The organism is Acinetobacter sp. 25-47-130, from assembly GCF_056779705.1.
Window position 1 is genome coordinate 44,677 of record NZ_JBWYII010000001.1, and the last position, 16,831, is coordinate 61,507.

The following is a 16,831-nucleotide window of genomic DNA, read 5'->3' on the forward strand; positions in this document are numbered from 1 at the left end:
TATATGATAGCCGCCATTGGAAGCGTGGCAGAGCGGTTTAATGCACCGGTCTTGAAAACCGACGAGGGTGTGAGTCCTCCGTGAGTTCGAATCTCACCGCTTCCGCCAAATTTTTAAAAAGCCACTAATTATTAGTGGCTTTTTTATTTTCTTCATGTTGGTGCGATACTAAGACAGATATTTACTGTTTGATTTAATTTTTTGAGCATATTATAAAAAAACCACCCTAAGGTGGTTTTTCTACAGCGTTTAAGCCACTTTTTCTGGAAGATCGAACCAAATCACACGAGCATCTTCCGATGCTTTAATCTGCGCTGGATCAATAAATGCAATAGCATCTCCAGCATTCACAATGTGTTCAGCGACTTGAATTGAACCACTAATCACATGTAGATAGCTGACATGTTGTGTTGCAACAACTTCAAGTGAATGACCTTTCTCCAAAACAGCTGTTTTAACCTCCGCATTTTGGCGAATATGCATGGGTGCTTGTTCTGTCGGTCCACAAATCAGATGCCATTTGTTCGGTTGTTCAGCAGGATCGAGTTGAATTTGTTGGTAATTCGGCTCTGCATCGCGCTGATTTGGAATAATCCAGATTTGCAGTAAATGAACTGTTTCATCACCTTGGTTTATTTCACTGTGTTGAATGCCTGTACCTGCACTCATCAGTTGCCATTCACCAGCTTTGATATCACCGTGGTTACCCATACTATCTTTATGTGTAATCGCTCCCTGTAATACACAGGTGAGAATTTCCATATTGTCGTGTGGATGTGTACCGAAACCTTGATGACCAGCAATGAGATCATCATTAATGACACGGAGAGCACTGATGCCCATGTGGTTAGGGTCATACCAGTTCCCAAATGAGAAGCTGTGTTTGGATTCTAACCAACCCATTTTTACATGACCACGTGATTCACTGCGATGTAAATAAGCATTCATGATGATGCTCCTTTCATTATTCTTAAAGATGATGTTATTTTAATAGTTTAAAATGAATAAGATAGTAGGTTAGGACAACGTATCGTTCTAATTTTGAAACATAAAAAGGATAAAAAAGCCTGCTTGAAGCAGGCTTTTTAAAATTAGATTATTCTAAGAATTTTACTGTAACGCCAGAACGAACTTTGTTACCCAGATCATTCGCATCCCAGTTGGTTAAGCGGATACAACCGTGTGAAGCTGTCTTTGAAATGCTTGATGGATTAGGTGTACCGTGAATACCGAACGATTTTTTGCTTAAACCGATCCAGATATTACCTACAGGACCATTAGGACCAGGTGGTAATGAAAGTGGCTTCAAATTTTTACCTTGTACAAAGTTACTTGGTGAATAGCTATACCAAGGGTTTTTCGCTACACCAGTAATTTTGTATGTTCCAGTCGGAGAAGGAGTGTCAGCACTACCGATGGTTGCTGGGAATGAGCCAACCATTTGGTTTTGTTGGTTAAACAAATAAAGTTGTTTAGCGCCTTTATGAGCCACGATTAAATGAATATTTTCTGGAAGTTCATTGCGAATGTTGGTCACAATAAGCTTTTCACCCGCTTTCTTAAATGTCGCTTTAGGATTCAGTTTCTTGAGAAACTCTTCATCCATATGGAATTTTTCAGCCAGCATTTCACTTACACGAGTGTAATACAGACCTTTCATTTTCGCTTGTAAAGCATAGTCATGAGGAATTGAGGCTGCATAAGGACCTTTTAGGTCTGCTTCGGTAATCGTATATTCAACATAAGCAGGTTTACCAGCTTGGCGTGCAACTAGAGCATCCCAAGTTTCTTTCGTCAAAACACCTGTAGCCTTTAAACCATTCATTTGCTGGAATGAAGCAATTGCTTTAAGTGTATTTTTTCCACTTGTACCGTCAATAGCACCTGGTGAAGCATGTGAATTATTTAACATTACATGTGCACGGGCATATACAGGGAATTGACCTTTGCCAATATTTTCATACCATTCAGCATTATTCAGACTGTCTAGCGTCCATGAATTTGCTGTAGCAGGTGCTGATGTAGATGGAGCTGATTTTGTCACTGCTGAAGATGCAGGTGCACTGCCAATGTCCGCAGTGCTATCCTCAGTTCTTTCTAGGTTTTGAAGCGTATCTGCAGCTTGATTTAGATCATTTTGCTCTTGCTGGCTAATTTGGGCTTCAGAGCTAGATTCTACCGCGAGAGGATCAATTGGATCTTGAATAGTATCTAAACTCGTTTTTGTAATTGGAGAAAGCGGTTGTTCAGCAGTACCAGAAGCAGCCAATGCAGTTCCAGACATAATACAACTTAAACTCAAAGCAAGAATTGAGCGAACGAACATGTAATTCAACCTTAAGAATTATTCATATTGATTTATAAAAACACGGATAAAGTATTGCAGAAAAAACACGGATATGCAGTATTTGTTTTGTTTAAATCAAATAAATTCCGATAGTCTCAATCTTTATTTTCATTCTAACTAAATACTTTAAAGTGCAGCTTTTTGGTATGATGAATGGAATTTCAATTTTGCATCGAGAAAGTAAATGACGACCTTAAAAAATGATCGTTTTCTGCGTGCCTTATTACGTGAACCTGTGGACTGCACGCCAGTTTGGATGATGCGTCAGGCTGGTCGATATTTACCTGAATATCGTGCGACACGCGCAACTGCGGGAGATTTTCTTTCTTTATGCAAAAATAATGACTTTGCTTGTGAAGTGACTTTACAGCCGCTTCGTCGCTATGACTTAGATGCAGCCATTTTATTTTCAGATATTTTGACTGTTCCTGATGCTTTGGGCTTAGGACTTTATTTTGAAGCTGGGGAAGGACCAAAATTTAAGAAAACAGTCCGTACTGAGCAGGATGTAGCCCAATTACCAAAAATTGATGCTAAATCGGACTTAGACTATGTCATGAATGCAGTGTCGACAATCCGATCAGCATTAGGTGGCCAGGTACCGCTAATCGGGTTTTCTGGGAGTCCATGGACACTCGCGACTTATATGATCGAGGGTGGGTCGAGTAAAGATTTCCGTTACACCAAGCAAATGATGTATGCACAACCTGAAGTTTTACATGCCTTGTTAGATCATTTGGCTGATTCAGTCATAGATTATTTGAACGCACAGATTGAGGCAGGTGCGCAGGCGATTCAAATTTTTGACAGTTGGGGTGGTGCACTTGCACATCGAGAATATCAAGAATTTTCCCTCAATTATATGCACAAAATCGTGAAGGGTTTAAAGCGTGAAAATGAAGGCCGCAAAGTACCAGTAATTTTATTTACCAAAGGTGGTGGTCAATGGTTAGAACCTATGATCGCAACTGGCGCAGATGCGTTTGGACTAGATTGGACAACCCCTTTAAATGTTGCACGTCAAACTGTTGCTGGTCGCGCTGCCCTACAAGGTAATTTAGACCCTGCAACATTATACGGCTCTCCTGCGAGTATCGAAAAGTCAGTAAAATTAATGCTTGATGATGCATATGCTGCTGGTGAAAAAACGGGTTATGTTGCAAACCTTGGACACGGTATCACCCAATGGGTAGATCCTGCGAATCCTAAAGTTTTCATTGATACGGTACATGAGTACAGCGCAAAATATTTAGGCTAAACATTTAGGATGAATGTGTGAGCTTTTTAAAATCATTATTTGAGTTTCATTATAAGGCAGCATCCGCTGCCTTATTTGGTATTTTATTACTGCTAGCCTTTGCTATGACGGTTTCGATGGGGCATCAAGAATATTATGGATTGTACCGATACGACTACCTCTTGATTTATGCAATGGTTATTCAGGTCTGTTTACTGCTTTTAAAGTTAGAGTCTTGGGCTGAAGCCAAAGTTATTGCAATTTTTCATATGGTGGCCATGGTCATGGAGATTTTCCTGACACATCCACAGATTGCATCATGGCAATATCCGCAACCTGCGGTATTTAAGATTATGACCGTACCACTTTTTGCGGGATTTATGTATTCTGCCGTGGGCAGTTTTTTTGCTCGTTCACTCAGGCTCTATCGTGTAGAAATTGAGGACTTACCTAGTTTTTTTAATATGCTGAGTTTAGCGATCTTGTCCTATTTAAACTTTATGACGAAGTTCTTTATCCCAGATATACGATATTTACTGTTTGCATGGAGCGTGTTGATATTTTGGAAAACTAAAATAACGTTCAAGCTTAAATATCATGAGATGACCTTGCCAATGCTTCCTGTGCTTTTGTTGTTGGCATTTATTATTTGGATTGCTGAAAATATCAGTACTTTTTATCAAATTTGGTTGTATCCAACGCAAGTGGAACAGTGGCATATGGTGGGATGGGGGAAACTTGGTTCTTGGTATCTCCTACTAATGCTGAGTTTAGTATTGGTGTTAAAAATCTTAGGTGAACGGAATTCACAGGGTTTGTGGCGATTGAAGGGCGAATAAGTTAATTCATCAAAAAAACTCAATACTTGATGGCATTGGTAAGATTTGTTTTGCGTTCTTGGCTTGATATCGCTATGTTAAAGAAGTTCGTAAAAGAACAAAATTGGAACAATAAAGAACACTTGAGCACATCAAGTTTGGAGTGATGTTATGTATAAAAAATTAGCTTTAGCTGCGGTATTGGCAGTAGGATCAACAGCTGCATTTGCTGACCGTGATGTTGGTTGTGGTATCGGTTCACAAGTTTGGGCAGGTCAGTCTGGTAAAGTTGCAAAAATCTTAGCAGGTACGACCAACGGTTTATTTGCTAACCAATTATTCGGTATTACTTTCGGGACGTTAGGCTGTAGTGGTACAGGTACAGTAACAGCACAAGCAGTAACATTTACAAATGAAAATGCCGAAGCTCTTGCACGTGATATGGCGGTAGGTGAGGGGGAAAGTCTTAACGTCCTTGCAGAGCTTCTGAATATTAAATCTGAAGATAAAGCACGTTTCTTTGCAGTATCAAAAGAAAATTTCTCTGAAATTTATTCAGCGGACAATCAAGATGCATTCCAAGTCCTTGCATCTCTTCAAACTGTTATGTCTCAAGACGAAGTATTAAAAGCTTACGTTTAATTGCGAAAACCCTGTCTTATGGCAGGGTTTTTTTGTTTCATCATTATTAAGTTAATTTTATGAAATTTGCTTTTTTTTCTGCCTTGATTGTCAGTAGCTTTCTGACACATGCATATACTTCTCCAGTTGAACAATATATTGCACAAGCACAACACCATCAGCTTGATAAAAATAAAACTTGGCAAAGATTAATGTATGCACATCAAGCGAAGAGTGAAGTCAGCTATTCAGGATTTTTTTTTAGTGCAAATGGTGCAGATAATTTACAAGATGAGCTGAATGCAAATATTCGTGAATTATTTATAGATCGAGGACAAGATCAATCCATTATATGTCGTTTCCCAGCTCGCTCTGCATGGTTAATTGAACAACTGAAAATAAAACAAGAGGAGCTTCCTAAAGCAGATTGTCCTGCTCTAGAGGAATGGATTGGACAGATTAAACCGTATCAAGCAACATTGATTTATGCGACAGATTTCATGGGAAATCCAAGTTCGATGTTTGGTCATACCTTGCTACGTCTTGATCCTAAAGATCAAAAAGAGCTTAATCTTATTTCTTATGCAGTCAACTACGCTGCGACGGTCGAAAATAGTGATAGTTTTTCTTTTGCTTGGAAAGGCTTAACGGGTCAATATCCAGGTGAATATTCGTTAATGCCCTACTATCGAAAAGTAAAAGAGTATGGTGATTTCGAAAGCCGTGATTTGTGGGAATACGAATTAGCATTAAACCCAGAAGAAACAACACGTTTAGTACAACATATCTGGGAGTTAAAGCATGTCCAATTTCCCTATTATTTTATAAGTGATAATTGTGCCTACCGCTTATTGGGACTCATTGATTTGGTAAAACCCGATGCTAATCTACAAGCACAGTTTAGTCATATTGCAATTCCAGTCGAAACCATCAAAGCGGTGCAGCAGCAAGGCCTCATTAAAGATACTGTTTATCGCCCAGCACTTGAAACGCAGTTACTTCATCAAGCAAAACAACATGGTAATGACTTAGCACATTCGGCACATCAATTAACGCTTGTGCAACCAGCACAAATGCGTGAATTTTTAGCTCAATTTACGGCCAAGGATCAGGCGCGTATTCTTGAGATGGCATATGATCATTTGTATCTACAGCTCATTTCTCAAAAAATCGAAGCGAGTATTGCGCAACCTAAAATACGACAAATTTTGAGTTTAAGAAGCCAACTCCCTGTTGAAAAACAACGTACTGAAGTGGCAAGACCACGAATTGACCCTGTGGATGGGCATCATGCTCGAAAAACATCGATTGAATTTGGACGAGTGCAAGACGATACGTTTGTGCAGATCAACCATCGACAAGCCTATCACGATTTATCTGATCTTCAGGGGGGATACCGACTTGGAACGCAGTTGAAATTTCTTGAGGGGAGTCTTGAGTTTCGGAATGATCAACTCAAGTTGGCTGATTTGGATCTTTTAGAAGTGAATTCTTATAATCCAATTACACCTTTTAAGACGCCGTTGAGTTGGGGATTTGGATTCGGTTGGAAACAACTCTCAATTGATGATTCTGGAAATTTCAGTGATAGCGAGCAACATGGTGTTTTGAATCTATCAACACAGTTTGGATATAGTTGGGCAGATGCAGATCGTGAACACCTGTGTTATGCGCAGATGCAGAATCATATTCAAGCTGGAAAAATTTTAGAAAAGGGCTGGAGATTGGGGCTAGGGCCAACTGTAGGTTGTCAAAACTTATGGTCAGATCGAGTGAATAGCTTAGTGCAAATTGAAATCCCTTTTTGGGAAGATCAGCAGGCTTGGCAGCTCGGACTACGATCCTCAGTTCAGTATGCACTTAACTCGCAAAGTGCTATCTCTATTCACTGGAATTATCAATTACAAGAACAGCATGATTGGCATCAAACTAGTTTAGGATTTACACGCTATTGGTAAATACACAGTACTAGGAAGTACTGTGTTGAAAGGTGAGGCTTGTTTTTAAACGATTACATTCACATAGTACTTTTTCACTTTCTCAACGACTTCGAATGTTCCAATGAATCCTGGTGGTATTACACCTGCTTGACCTGCCGAAACTTCGATAAAGTGATTTTTACTTTGAGTGTGGATGCGAACTTTTCCTTCTATAATTTGAAAGAATTCTTGTTTATTGTCGTCAAATTGAATATTCCAAGCACCAATTTCACATTCCCAAATCCCACATTCCATATGCTCGTGATCATAAAGACTGTAGGTGTGACGTTCGGGATTGCCTTGGACGAGACGATCAGGACGCGGGAAGTCGACTGATTTTTCTGCGTGTTGTTGACCTTGACCTGCAATATGAAGAGATGTCATATATTCACCTTAAGAAATTGAGCCTTGGAATACGGTCTAAAAAAAACCTCAACAGGGTTGAGGTTTTTATGAATTAATAACTTTCTGGAACAGCGCTCAGAAACTCGCGACGTTCATCTTTGTTAGTTTTAAAGTCCCCAACAAATGATACTGTACGAGTAGTTGACTCTTGTTTGCCTACACCACGCATCATCATACACATATGTGCTGAATCAATGACAACAGCTACGCCTCTAGCACCAGTCACTTGAGCCACAGCTTCAGCAATCTGTTGAGTTAGATTTTCTTGAATCTGTAGACGACGGGCAAACATTTCAGTAATACGTGCAAATTTAGATAAACCTAAAACTTGACCTTCTGGTAAGTAGGCAATATGCACACGTCCATAGAACGGCAGTAAATGATGTTCACAAAGCGAATAGAATTCGATGTTCTTGACCAAAACCATTTCACGGTTGTCTGAAGGGAAGACCGCATTGTTGGTCACTTCTTCAAGCGTTTGGCTATAACCTGACGTCAAATACGAAAAAGCTTTAGCAGCACGCATTGGTGTATCTTTAAGACCAGGACGAGTAAGATCTTCGCCAACGGCAGTTAAAATGTTGGCGTAGGATTGCTGCATAGACATAAGACGTGTTCACTTACACAGATGTTGAACAAGGACGGCATTGTATCAGAAAACGATTACAATGCCGTATATTCAGAAAAAATTCCGATTATTGAGTAAATTTTGGATTCTTTTCTGCACGTTTAAGCAGAACTAAGACCGCGCCAGTGCCACCTTGTTTTTCAGGTGCACTGACAAAAGCCAAAACATCACGATGTTGTCTGAGCCAACTATTAACATAGGTTTTTAAAACAGCTTCAGGGCCTTTACCATGAACAATTTTAATGACGTTTTGATTTTGCTCTTTCGCCATCTGAATAATTTGCAATACAGCTGAACGTGCTTCTTCTACGGTACAGCCATGCAAATCAACTGCTTCAAACCAACGTAAATTTCCAGCTTTCAGATCTTCAAATACTTTATGTTGTAAGGTCGCAATTCGATAACTCAGACTAGCCTGACTGCCAACTGGATTGAGCATGGCTTGAGTATCAGACATCACTGTTTCATCAGTATGCATTGGACCTTCAGCAGCAGCACGTTTTGCTAAGGTTTGAGCATCCAATTTCTTTTTTACTGGTTTCTCAATTTTTGCAATATTGCCATGATCAATTTTTTGAACGCCTTGCATCTGCTGACGAAAGAGTTCTAAATCTTCCTCATGCTCTTGTTCAACCGTCTTTTCAATAGGTTTAGGAGCTTCAACACGAGGAGTAGGATTACTGATTTGTTTCTTAAACTGTTTCAGTAAATTAAATTGATCTTTTGATAAAGAAGAATCATGTTTACTCATAACGTGCTTGTGACTTTAAAGTGGAAGAGGAATGAATGAGATTATAATCCGAAAATCCCTCAACTTTGTAGTGAGAAGTATTTAAGTTGATTTTAAGGTGTTGGATGAATTGGAGATAACTTAAGGGATAAAGCAAAAAAAAGAGATTGATTATTAATCTAATTTATTTTGAATTTGTTCTAGATATTGTTGTTGGCATTAATGGAGGCAAGAATGGATTCGGAAATCCATTCTTATGAGATTGAATTATTTTTAGTCGAACAATTTACCGCAGAATATTAGAGTCAAATATTCTGAGGTTCGCCAAACAATGCGGTAAAGGCATGATCAGGACGAGGCTGTTTCATAAAACTTTCACCCACAAGGAAAGTGTGAATGTCATTTTCTTGCATCATGGTGACATCCGCTGAGGTTGCAATGCCGCTTTCCGTCACTAATAAACGAGATGGTGCAAGTTGTTTTTTTAGACGAATTGATGTGTTCAAATCAACATCGAAAGTTTTTAAATTACGATTATTAACGCCTAATAAACAACGATCTGATAATTTGAGAGCACGTTCTAGTTCATATTCATCATGCACTTCAACCAGTACATCTAAATGATGTTCAAATGCAGTTTTCGACATTTCCTCAAGTTGTTGATCTGAAAGACATGCAACAATGAGAAGGATACAGTCTGCATGCAATGCGCGAGCTTCAATCACACCATAAGGATCGATTAAGAAATCTTTTCTTAGTGCAGGCAAATCACAGTGAGAACGAGCAATATGAATGTTCTCATCGGCACCTTGGAAGAAATCAATATCTGTAAGTACTGATAAACATGCCGCACCTGCTGATTGATACTGTTCAGCTATTTCAGCAGGATTGAAGTTTTCTCGAATAATGCCTTTAGATGGAGATGCTTTTTTGATTTCAGCAATGACAGCAGGACGTTTGTGCTGTAGTGCTTGAGCAAAACCGCGAACAGGGCTAGCGGCTTGAGCGAGTTCTTCGACGTCCTTATAACTACGTTGTTTTAATCGTGCAGCAAACTCTTCTTGTTTACGGTCAACAATTTTGCCAAGAATAGTATTCGCGATATCTAACATAAGAATGTCCTGACTTAATTAAGCTTCATAATGTTTTATTGTTTTTGTGAATTCAGAAAGCACATCCATCTTTTCAAGTGCCTGACCACCATAAATGATGTCATGTGCTAATGCCACACCTTGTTTATAACTCGAAGTTAAACCTGAGACATAAATACCAGCACCAGCATTTAATGCAATCATACTGGCCGCTTTTTCACCTTTCGGTGATTTTTTCTTACCTAGTGCATCTTTGATCAGTGCCAAACTTTCAGCAGAGCTATCAACAGATAAATGCGTCAATGTTTGAGACTCAATCTCTACATCCTCAGGGAGGATTTCCCATTCAGTAATTTCACCATTTTTTAACTCAGCAACATAGGTGGATGAAGCAAGACTGATTTCATCTAGCCCATCTTTAGAGTGAACAACCATGACGTGCTCAGCACCAAGTTGCTTAAGAACTTCAGCAATAGGTCGACATAATTCTGTTGAGAACACGCCAATTACAAAGCGCTTTACACCAGCCGGATTCGTAAGCGGGCCAAGTAAGTTGAAAATGCTTCTGAAGCCCAATTCTTTACGAGGACCTGCTGCATACTTCATTGCTTTATGATGGTTTGGAGCAAAGAGAAAACCCACACCCAAATCGCGGATACAGCGTTCAGTCTGTGCCATATTTAGGTCGAGATTAATACCAGCTTGTTCTAATAGATCTGACGAGCCTGATTTTGATGACACACCTCGGCCACCGTGTTTGGCAATCGTTGCACCTGCAGCTGCAATTACAAAACTTGATGCAGTTGATACATTAAACAGGTTTTGTCCATCACCACCCGTGCCAACAATATCGACTAAGTATGGAAGATCACTGACATCAATCTTGATCGCATATTCACGCATCACGCGTGCAGCAGCAGTAATTTCGTCAATACTTTCGCCTTTTAAACGTAAACCCATCATTAATGCACCGATTTGTGCATCAGTCGCTTCACCATCCATAATGGTGCGCATAACAGCTTCCATTTGAGGCTGTGTTAATTCAATATTTTTCGTAATGTTGTTTAATGCTTGTTGAATATTCATGTCTTGCTCTTACGCATAAATTTCTAAGAAGTTTTGGAAAATTTTGTGACCATGTTGGCTGAGTATCGATTCTGGATGGAACTGAACACCTTCAACGGGAAGGGTTTTATGTTTCACACCCATAATTTCTTCCATAGAACCATCTTCTTCATTGGTCCAACACGTCACCTCTAAACATTCAGGTAAAGTCGCTTGATCAATGACTAAAGAGTGATAGCGAGTCGCTGAGAATGGAGAGGGTAGATTGCTAAAGATCCCTTGATCAGAGTGGTACATGTCAGATAAACGCCCGTGCATTACTTTTTTTGCACGAACAATATCTCCACCAAATGCTTGCCCGATACTTTGGTGACCTAAGCACACCCCAAGCAGTGGAATCTTGCCTGAAAAGTGTTGAATCGCTGGGATTGAAATACCGGCCTCAGAGGGAGAGCAGGGACCAGGTCCAATGACGAGATATTTTGGTTGCCATCGCTCAATATCCTCCAAAGTCACGGCATCATTACGGACCACTTTTACTTCCTGATTTAACTCGCCAAAATATTGGACGATGTTGTAGGTAAAAGAGTCATAGTTGTCGATCATCAGAAGCATTTTAAGCTTAACCTCTTGAAATTTATAATTTAACTTAATTTAGCTTTGTTATTCACATTGATAAGATGCATCACAGGGTGTTGACTGCATCCTTGTCTAGTAACTCAAAGCGATTAAGTGGCAGTTATCATAGCAGATTCTTTTATCAGCGCAGGTTAAATTTTGGGGTTCAAAACATCAGCAATATTGATCACTTAAATCAAATTAATGTGTGAATGAATGGTTCTAGGTGAATAGCGCTAATAAATGAAATATTGATCTGAATCTAAAAGCTCATACGTGTTATTCATAAGTTTTTTTAATCATTGTGTTTGATGAGTGAGATTTGTGTTAAAAACAAACAAACAAAATGCACTCAGTAAATTTATAATTTATAAGATTTAGTCTCGCGGTCGTTCACTTTTACATCATTTATCTAAGATATTTAATTTTACTGAACTAATATGATGCACAAAATTTAGATTTATCATGGCTCGATGTGTATTAATAAAGTTATGATTGAGTTGGATTATTTGTCTTTCAAATAAAAATAAAATATTAAAATTTTTTATTTAATGATATATAAAACAATGTGTTAAACGCATGTGTCTGAAAATTTGATCCATTTTTCTAATTTATAAAAATTTATAAAATATATCGTTTGGTAAATTAGGTAATTAAATCCCTGAATAAACTTGACTTTAAGTTTAATAATTAAACGATCATGCTCTGAGATGCACCATTTTGGTACAGGTTGTAAATAAATATTTTTTATTGCGATGAACTGTGCCTGAATATGGTGCATTTAGTTTTAAGCACAGTATAATAGTCGCAAAGCAAAGTGAATAAAGCTGTTAATCTGATAAGGATTTCAAGATTTTAGCTTTGCTTTTAAAAGTTGGTACGGTAATTGCTTTAAAACTACCAACTACTAACACGCACTAAATGTGCAACAAAAAATCATCGGAGCAAAATGAGCATGGCGAACAAGGTCCTACAACTCATCCAAGAAAGTGGCGCAAAATGGGTAGACTTCCGTTTTACGGACACTAAGGGTAAAGAACAACATGTTACTTACCCAGCAGATACTATCGATGAAGATACTTTTGAAGATGGTAAAATGTTCGACGGTTCTTCAATTGCTGGTTGGAAAGGTATCGAAGCGTCTGACATGATCTTACGTCCAGATGCTGAAACAGGTTTTATCGACCCGTTTTTTGCAGAGCCAACTGTAGTGGTGACTTGTGATGTTATTGAGCCATCTACTGGTCAAGGTTATGACCGTGACCCACGTTCAATTGCTCGCCGTGCAGAAGAATATTTAAAATCTACTGGTATTGGTGATACTGCTTTCTTTGGTCCAGAACCAGAATTCTTCGTATTTGACGAAGTTAAATGGGACATCGATATGTCTGGTGCTCGCCATACATTAATCGCTGAAGAAGCTGCTTGGTCTACAGGTAATTCTTACGAATCAGGTAACTCAGGCCACCGTCCACGCGTTAAAGGTGGTTACTTCCCAGTGCCTCCAGTTGATTCTCACCACGATATGCGTGCAGAAATGTGTGCGAAAATTGAAGACATCATGGGGCCAGGTCGTGTAGAAGTACATCACCATGAAGTTGCATCTTGCCAATTAGAAATTGGTGTGAGCTTCAACACAATGGTTCGTAAAGCTGATGAAGTACAACAGTTTAAATATGCTGTTTGGAACGTTGCTCATCAATATGCTAAAACTGCAACGTTTATGCCTAAACCAATGGTTGGTGATAACGGTTCTGGTATGCACGTTCATATGTCAATTTCTAAAGACGGCAAGAACTTGTTTGCTGGTGATGAATATGCAGGCCTTTCAGAAATGGCATTGTATTTCATTGGCGGTATCATCAAGCACGCACGCTCATTAAATGCGATTACTAACCCTTCTACAAACTCGTATAAGCGTTTAGTGCCACATTATGAAGCGCCAATTATGCTTGCTTACTCAGCGCGTAACCGTTCAGCTTCTATCCGTATTCCATACGTTTCTAGCCCGAAAGGTAAACGTATTGAAGCACGTTTCCCAGATCCAATGATGAACCCGTACTTAGGTTTTGCTGCATTGTTAATGGCGGGTATCGACGGTATTCAAAACAAGATTCATCCAGGTGAAGCTTCAGACAAGAATTTGTATGATCTACCTCCTGAAGAAGAAGCAAAAATTCCTACAGTTGCACACAGCTTGGATATGGCTTTAGAAGCTCTTCAAGCGGATCACGATTACCTTCTTAAAGGTGGCGTATTCACTAAAGAAATGCTTGATGCTTACATTGAGCTTAAAACTGAAGAAGTTCGTCGTCTTAATACGACAACTCACCCAGTTGAATTTGATATGTACTACAGCCTGTAATTCGTTCACGAATTTCGCTGTAAAAAACCCGCGCAATGCGCGGGTTTTTTTGTGTTTTGAGTTAAAATAAATGTAGTCAAATATGAGAAATATTTCATGGCAAAGCCACGTAAAAAGCACACGGGATTTTTTCCTTGGAATGATCCAAGTGACCACGAAAAAGGATTTAAGCTCAATTTTTCTGAAGTGACCTATTTGGAAGTTGGCAGAACCATGGAAGGCTATAAACAGGCACAATTTCTTGAACTGAGAAATCCTGATTTGGCTTTACAATTTGATTATCCAAATGAATTTTATATCAGTGCCGAAGGTTTTATTTTAGTAAAAACAGCACAAGGTAAATTTGAAGTGATTGCAAAATCAGACAGTGCTTGAATGTGTGTGTCTGCGCCTAAAAAATAAGATTTATTCCTTGTGATCATCCAAGTCATATTTGAGTAAGTTTTCACGCTCATAAGGTGCATCCTCAGCAGGATATCTTAAATTTTCAATATTTTGGCTCTTGGCGATAGACCATATAATACTCTCTCCAGCGGGGATATTAGAGCTGAAATTCTTATATAGTGGATTAGTATAAGCATCTGTTGCATTGATTATTTTCCAACCTTTGCTTTCTAAGGCTAGAATGATCTCGCCTAGAAACTGTCCATTAATCGCATTCGTATGGAGTAACAATACATGTTGAGGAGGGTGTTGAAGGGTTTGCAATGCGAGTGAATCATAATATTCTGCTCGATCAAGAAGATGATCAATATAAGCCTGCTTCAATCTTTTAATGTGTGACGTTTTACCTGCTTTTAGATACGCTAGATATTTTTGATTATAAAACCAGTCACTTGCATCAATACTAACACCACCATGTTGGTAGTGATTTTGCTTTAACCAGTGTTGGACTTGATCTCTTTTCGCAATATTATTGCCTTCTTTGAGATAAGGGTACCTAAAGATTCTCCTAAAGTTTTTTAAATCACGAAAAACTAATTCATTAATTCTAATGCTTTTGATGTAGTCTTTCGCCAAAATTTCAGGTTTATTTAAATTTTCATGAAAAGCACTGTGATTGCCGACAATATGTCCGTGTTTATCCCATTGACGTATTAAGTCTTTACCCGCATTGTCACCGATTTTGATGTAACTTGGGAAAATGATCGATTGAATATTTTTGGATTTTAAATGCGCTAGTATTTGTTGATTAATGTGTGGAGCAGTAGGATCGATAGTTGGATTTAATCCATCATCAAAACTTAGTGCTAATTGACGAGCATGAGCTTGGGAAAGAAATAACAGTGATATAAATAAGTACAAGCTAAATTTAAGCATGTTTAATGAAGTTGTTTACGAATGAATGTTTATAGCATTTTTTTTGGGGGGTGCAGTATGAAATGTGTGAGTGTGATGCCTTAAACTAAACCATAGGTTTGGTGCATTAGTTCTAAAGCTTGGGTACACTTGAGAGTATAAAATAATGGTAGTCTGAAATATGCTTGAAAGCCGTCAATTTAATCATCAGGAAAAATTAATGTGTCCTGAGTTAAAAAAATGGTTGTACGCCTCAGGCTCACTTACCCAACAACTGACAGATTTAGCTGATGGAACATTCAAAGTTCAACGAATCCAAGAACGATTTCAACGTTTAAATTTTCATGATGCCAGCTGGATGGGTGTATCACATCAGCATACTTCTTGGGTTAGAGAGACTCATTTATTTGGTTCTGAGTGTGAACCGTGGGTAAAAGCGAAATCTATTTTCCCAATTACCAGCCTTCAAAAAAAAGCACGTCTCTTTCAACATATTGGAAATCAGCCTATAGGTCGATTCCTGTTCCAACGCACAGAACCGCAATGCCAACGTCGCGTGATCTTACTTGAGGATGGATGGACCAGACAGAGCTGTTATACTTGGCATGGCTGTAAATTTATTGTCCAAGAAACATTTTTACCAGCATTTGAACGTTTTATAAAAACTCATTGAGCTAGACTTTATGGCAACCGCACAAGCAATCACCTGGCGCGAGCGTTTAAGCGCTTATTACTATTTATGTCGTTTCGATAAGCCAATTGGTACTGAGTTAGTCCTGTGGCCCACCTTATGGGCGCTGTGGATTGCAACTGGTGGAATACCTGATGTAGTGACACTGCTTGCCATCGTATGTGGCACTATATTTATGCGTGCAGCGGGATGTGCCATTAATGATTTTGCTGATCGTAAAGTGGATGCACACGTAGAAAGAACTAAAAATCGTCCATTAGCCACAGGTGTGATTTCGGCAAAAGAAGCAGTTTGGGTGTTTATCGCACTGGTTGCTGCAAGTGCTTGTACATTGTTTTTCCTGCCTATTGAAACTTTTTATTGTGCTTTAATTGGGCTGGTACTTGCTTTCATCTATCCATTTATGAAGCGCTATACGCATTTACCTCAAGTGGTACTGGGGATGGCATTCTCATGGGGTATACCGATGTCATTTACTGCAATGGGTAAGCCTTTGGATTGGACGTGTTGGCTACTTTATTTCGGTAATTTGGCTTGGACTGTGGCTTATGATACTCAATATGCAATTACGGATCGCGAATATGATTTAAAGATTGGGGTTAAGTCGACGGCTATTTTGTTTGGAAAAAATGATATTAAAATTATCAGTTTATTGCAGGCGATGAGTGTTATTTTAATTGGTACTGCACTATGGCTTGAACACATACTTGTCCCTTTTGGATTAATCGCATTAGTGCTCGTGGTAGGTGATTTCATCTATCAATGGACCAAAACACGTGATAAAGATCCGCAATGGTGCTTCTGGGCATTTAGACATAACCGATGGGTAGGGGTGATGATCTTTATGGGGATTTTTATTGCATTAATTTAATCTTAACATTAAATAAAAATAAACTAATTAAGCATCCTAGTCGGATGCTTTTTTTTATGTTTAATT

17 protein-coding genes and 1 tRNA gene are annotated in these 16,831 nt (G+C 38.8%); 9 read left to right on the top strand and 9 right to left on the bottom strand.

Annotated elements, in window-relative coordinates:
* The first annotated feature begins 18 nt into the window (after window positions 1-18).
* A tRNA-Ser gene (locus AC1M83_RS00205) sits at window positions 19-108 on the top strand.
* A 141-nt stretch (window positions 109-249) separates the two neighbouring features.
* On the opposite strand, the gene AC1M83_RS00210 is transcribed toward AC1M83_RS00205, so the two are convergent.
* Together AC1M83_RS00210 and AC1M83_RS00215 are read right to left on the bottom strand one after the other, a co-directional pair.
* Complete coding sequence (locus AC1M83_RS00210) at window positions 250-948, bottom strand: pirin family protein (protein WP_481589686.1); 699 nt, start codon at window positions 946-948, stop codon at window positions 250-252.
* A gap of 148 nt (window positions 949-1,096) precedes the next feature.
* On the bottom strand, window positions 1,097-2,326 hold the full coding sequence (locus AC1M83_RS00215; RefSeq protein ID WP_481589687.1) for a L,D-transpeptidase family protein: 1,230 nt from the start codon (window positions 2,324-2,326) through the stop codon (window positions 1,097-1,099).
* Between the two features lie 205 nt (window positions 2,327-2,531).
* Here AC1M83_RS00215 and hemE point away from each other — a divergent pair, with 205 nt between their 5' ends.
* From hemE to AC1M83_RS00235, 4 genes are all read left to right on the top strand, one after another.
* Complete coding sequence (gene hemE, locus AC1M83_RS00220; protein ID WP_092765946.1) at window positions 2,532-3,605, top strand: uroporphyrinogen decarboxylase; 1,074 nt, start codon at window positions 2,532-2,534, stop codon at window positions 3,603-3,605.
* A gap of 17 nt (window positions 3,606-3,622) precedes the next feature.
* On the top strand, window positions 3,623-4,423 hold the full coding sequence (locus AC1M83_RS00225; RefSeq protein ID WP_481589688.1) for a DUF817 family protein: 801 nt from the start codon (window positions 3,623-3,625) through the stop codon (window positions 4,421-4,423).
* A 150-nt stretch (window positions 4,424-4,573) separates the two neighbouring features.
* Entirely contained in the window at window positions 4,574-5,044 is a 471-nt protein-coding gene (locus tag AC1M83_RS00230; protein ID WP_035266978.1) for a DUF3015 family protein, read from the top strand.
* A gap of 59 nt (window positions 5,045-5,103) precedes the next feature.
* Window positions 5,104-6,981, top strand: a complete 1,878-nt coding sequence (locus AC1M83_RS00235; protein ID WP_481589689.1) for an Lnb N-terminal periplasmic domain-containing protein — start codon at window positions 5,104-5,106, stop codon at window positions 6,979-6,981.
* Between the two features lie 45 nt (window positions 6,982-7,026).
* Here the strand turns inward: AC1M83_RS00235 and AC1M83_RS00240 are convergent, their stop codons facing one another.
* The 6 genes from AC1M83_RS00240 to AC1M83_RS00265 all read right to left on the bottom strand — a co-directional run bounded on the left by AC1M83_RS00240 (window position 7,027) and on the right by AC1M83_RS00265 (window position 11,536).
* Window positions 7,027-7,386: a cupin domain-containing protein gene (locus AC1M83_RS00240; RefSeq protein ID WP_481589690.1), complete on the bottom strand. Its 360-nt coding sequence runs from the start codon at window positions 7,384-7,386 to the stop codon at window positions 7,027-7,029.
* 73 nt (window positions 7,387-7,459) lie between these two features.
* Entirely contained in the window at window positions 7,460-8,008 is a 549-nt protein-coding gene (gene folE / locus AC1M83_RS00245; RefSeq protein ID WP_171076769.1) for a GTP cyclohydrolase I FolE, read from the bottom strand.
* Between the two features lie 94 nt (window positions 8,009-8,102).
* Window positions 8,103-8,786 carry a Smr/MutS family protein gene (locus tag AC1M83_RS00250; RefSeq protein ID WP_481589691.1) on the bottom strand — a complete coding sequence of 228 codons (684 nt, stop codon included), beginning with the start codon at window positions 8,784-8,786 and terminating at the stop codon, window positions 8,103-8,105.
* A gap of 284 nt (window positions 8,787-9,070) precedes the next feature.
* Window positions 9,071-9,877 (bottom strand): indole-3-glycerol phosphate synthase TrpC, encoded by an 807-nt coding sequence (gene trpC, locus AC1M83_RS00255; RefSeq protein ID WP_481586573.1) that lies wholly within the window; start codon window positions 9,875-9,877, stop codon window positions 9,071-9,073.
* Window positions 9,878-9,895: 18 nt separating this feature from the next.
* Complete coding sequence (gene trpD, locus AC1M83_RS00260) at window positions 9,896-10,942, bottom strand: anthranilate phosphoribosyltransferase (RefSeq protein ID WP_035266991.1); 1,047 nt, start codon at window positions 10,940-10,942, stop codon at window positions 9,896-9,898.
* Between the two features lie 9 nt (window positions 10,943-10,951).
* Window positions 10,952-11,536, bottom strand: a complete 585-nt coding sequence (locus tag AC1M83_RS00265; RefSeq protein WP_092765952.1) for an anthranilate synthase component II — start codon at window positions 11,534-11,536, stop codon at window positions 10,952-10,954.
* A gap of 952 nt (window positions 11,537-12,488) precedes the next feature.
* Between AC1M83_RS00265 and glnA the strand changes: the two genes are divergently transcribed.
* Together glnA and AC1M83_RS00275 are read left to right on the top strand one after the other, a co-directional pair.
* Window positions 12,489-13,904 (top strand): type I glutamate--ammonia ligase, encoded by a 1,416-nt coding sequence (gene glnA / locus AC1M83_RS00270; RefSeq protein WP_171076768.1) that lies wholly within the window; start codon window positions 12,489-12,491, stop codon window positions 13,902-13,904.
* A 96-nt stretch (window positions 13,905-14,000) separates the two neighbouring features.
* Complete coding sequence (locus tag AC1M83_RS00275; protein WP_180028688.1) at window positions 14,001-14,279, top strand: hypothetical protein; 279 nt, start codon at window positions 14,001-14,003, stop codon at window positions 14,277-14,279.
* Between the two features lie 30 nt (window positions 14,280-14,309).
* Here the strand turns inward: AC1M83_RS00275 and AC1M83_RS00280 are convergent, their stop codons facing one another.
* A complete protein-coding gene (locus AC1M83_RS00280; RefSeq protein ID WP_481589692.1) occupies window positions 14,310-15,224 on the bottom strand; it encodes a polysaccharide deacetylase family protein in 915 nt (304 codons plus the stop codon).
* Between the two features lie 160 nt (window positions 15,225-15,384).
* On the opposite strand from AC1M83_RS00280, the gene AC1M83_RS00285 reads away from it, so the two are divergent.
* A complete protein-coding gene (locus AC1M83_RS00285; RefSeq protein WP_035267005.1) occupies window positions 15,385-15,876 on the top strand; it encodes a chorismate--pyruvate lyase family protein in 492 nt (163 codons plus the stop codon).
* A gap of 10 nt (window positions 15,877-15,886) precedes the next feature.
* Entirely contained in the window at window positions 15,887-16,765 is an 879-nt protein-coding gene (gene ubiA / locus AC1M83_RS00290; protein WP_481589693.1) for a 4-hydroxybenzoate octaprenyltransferase, read from the top strand.
* The last annotated feature ends 66 nt before the right edge of the window (window positions 16,766-16,831 follow it).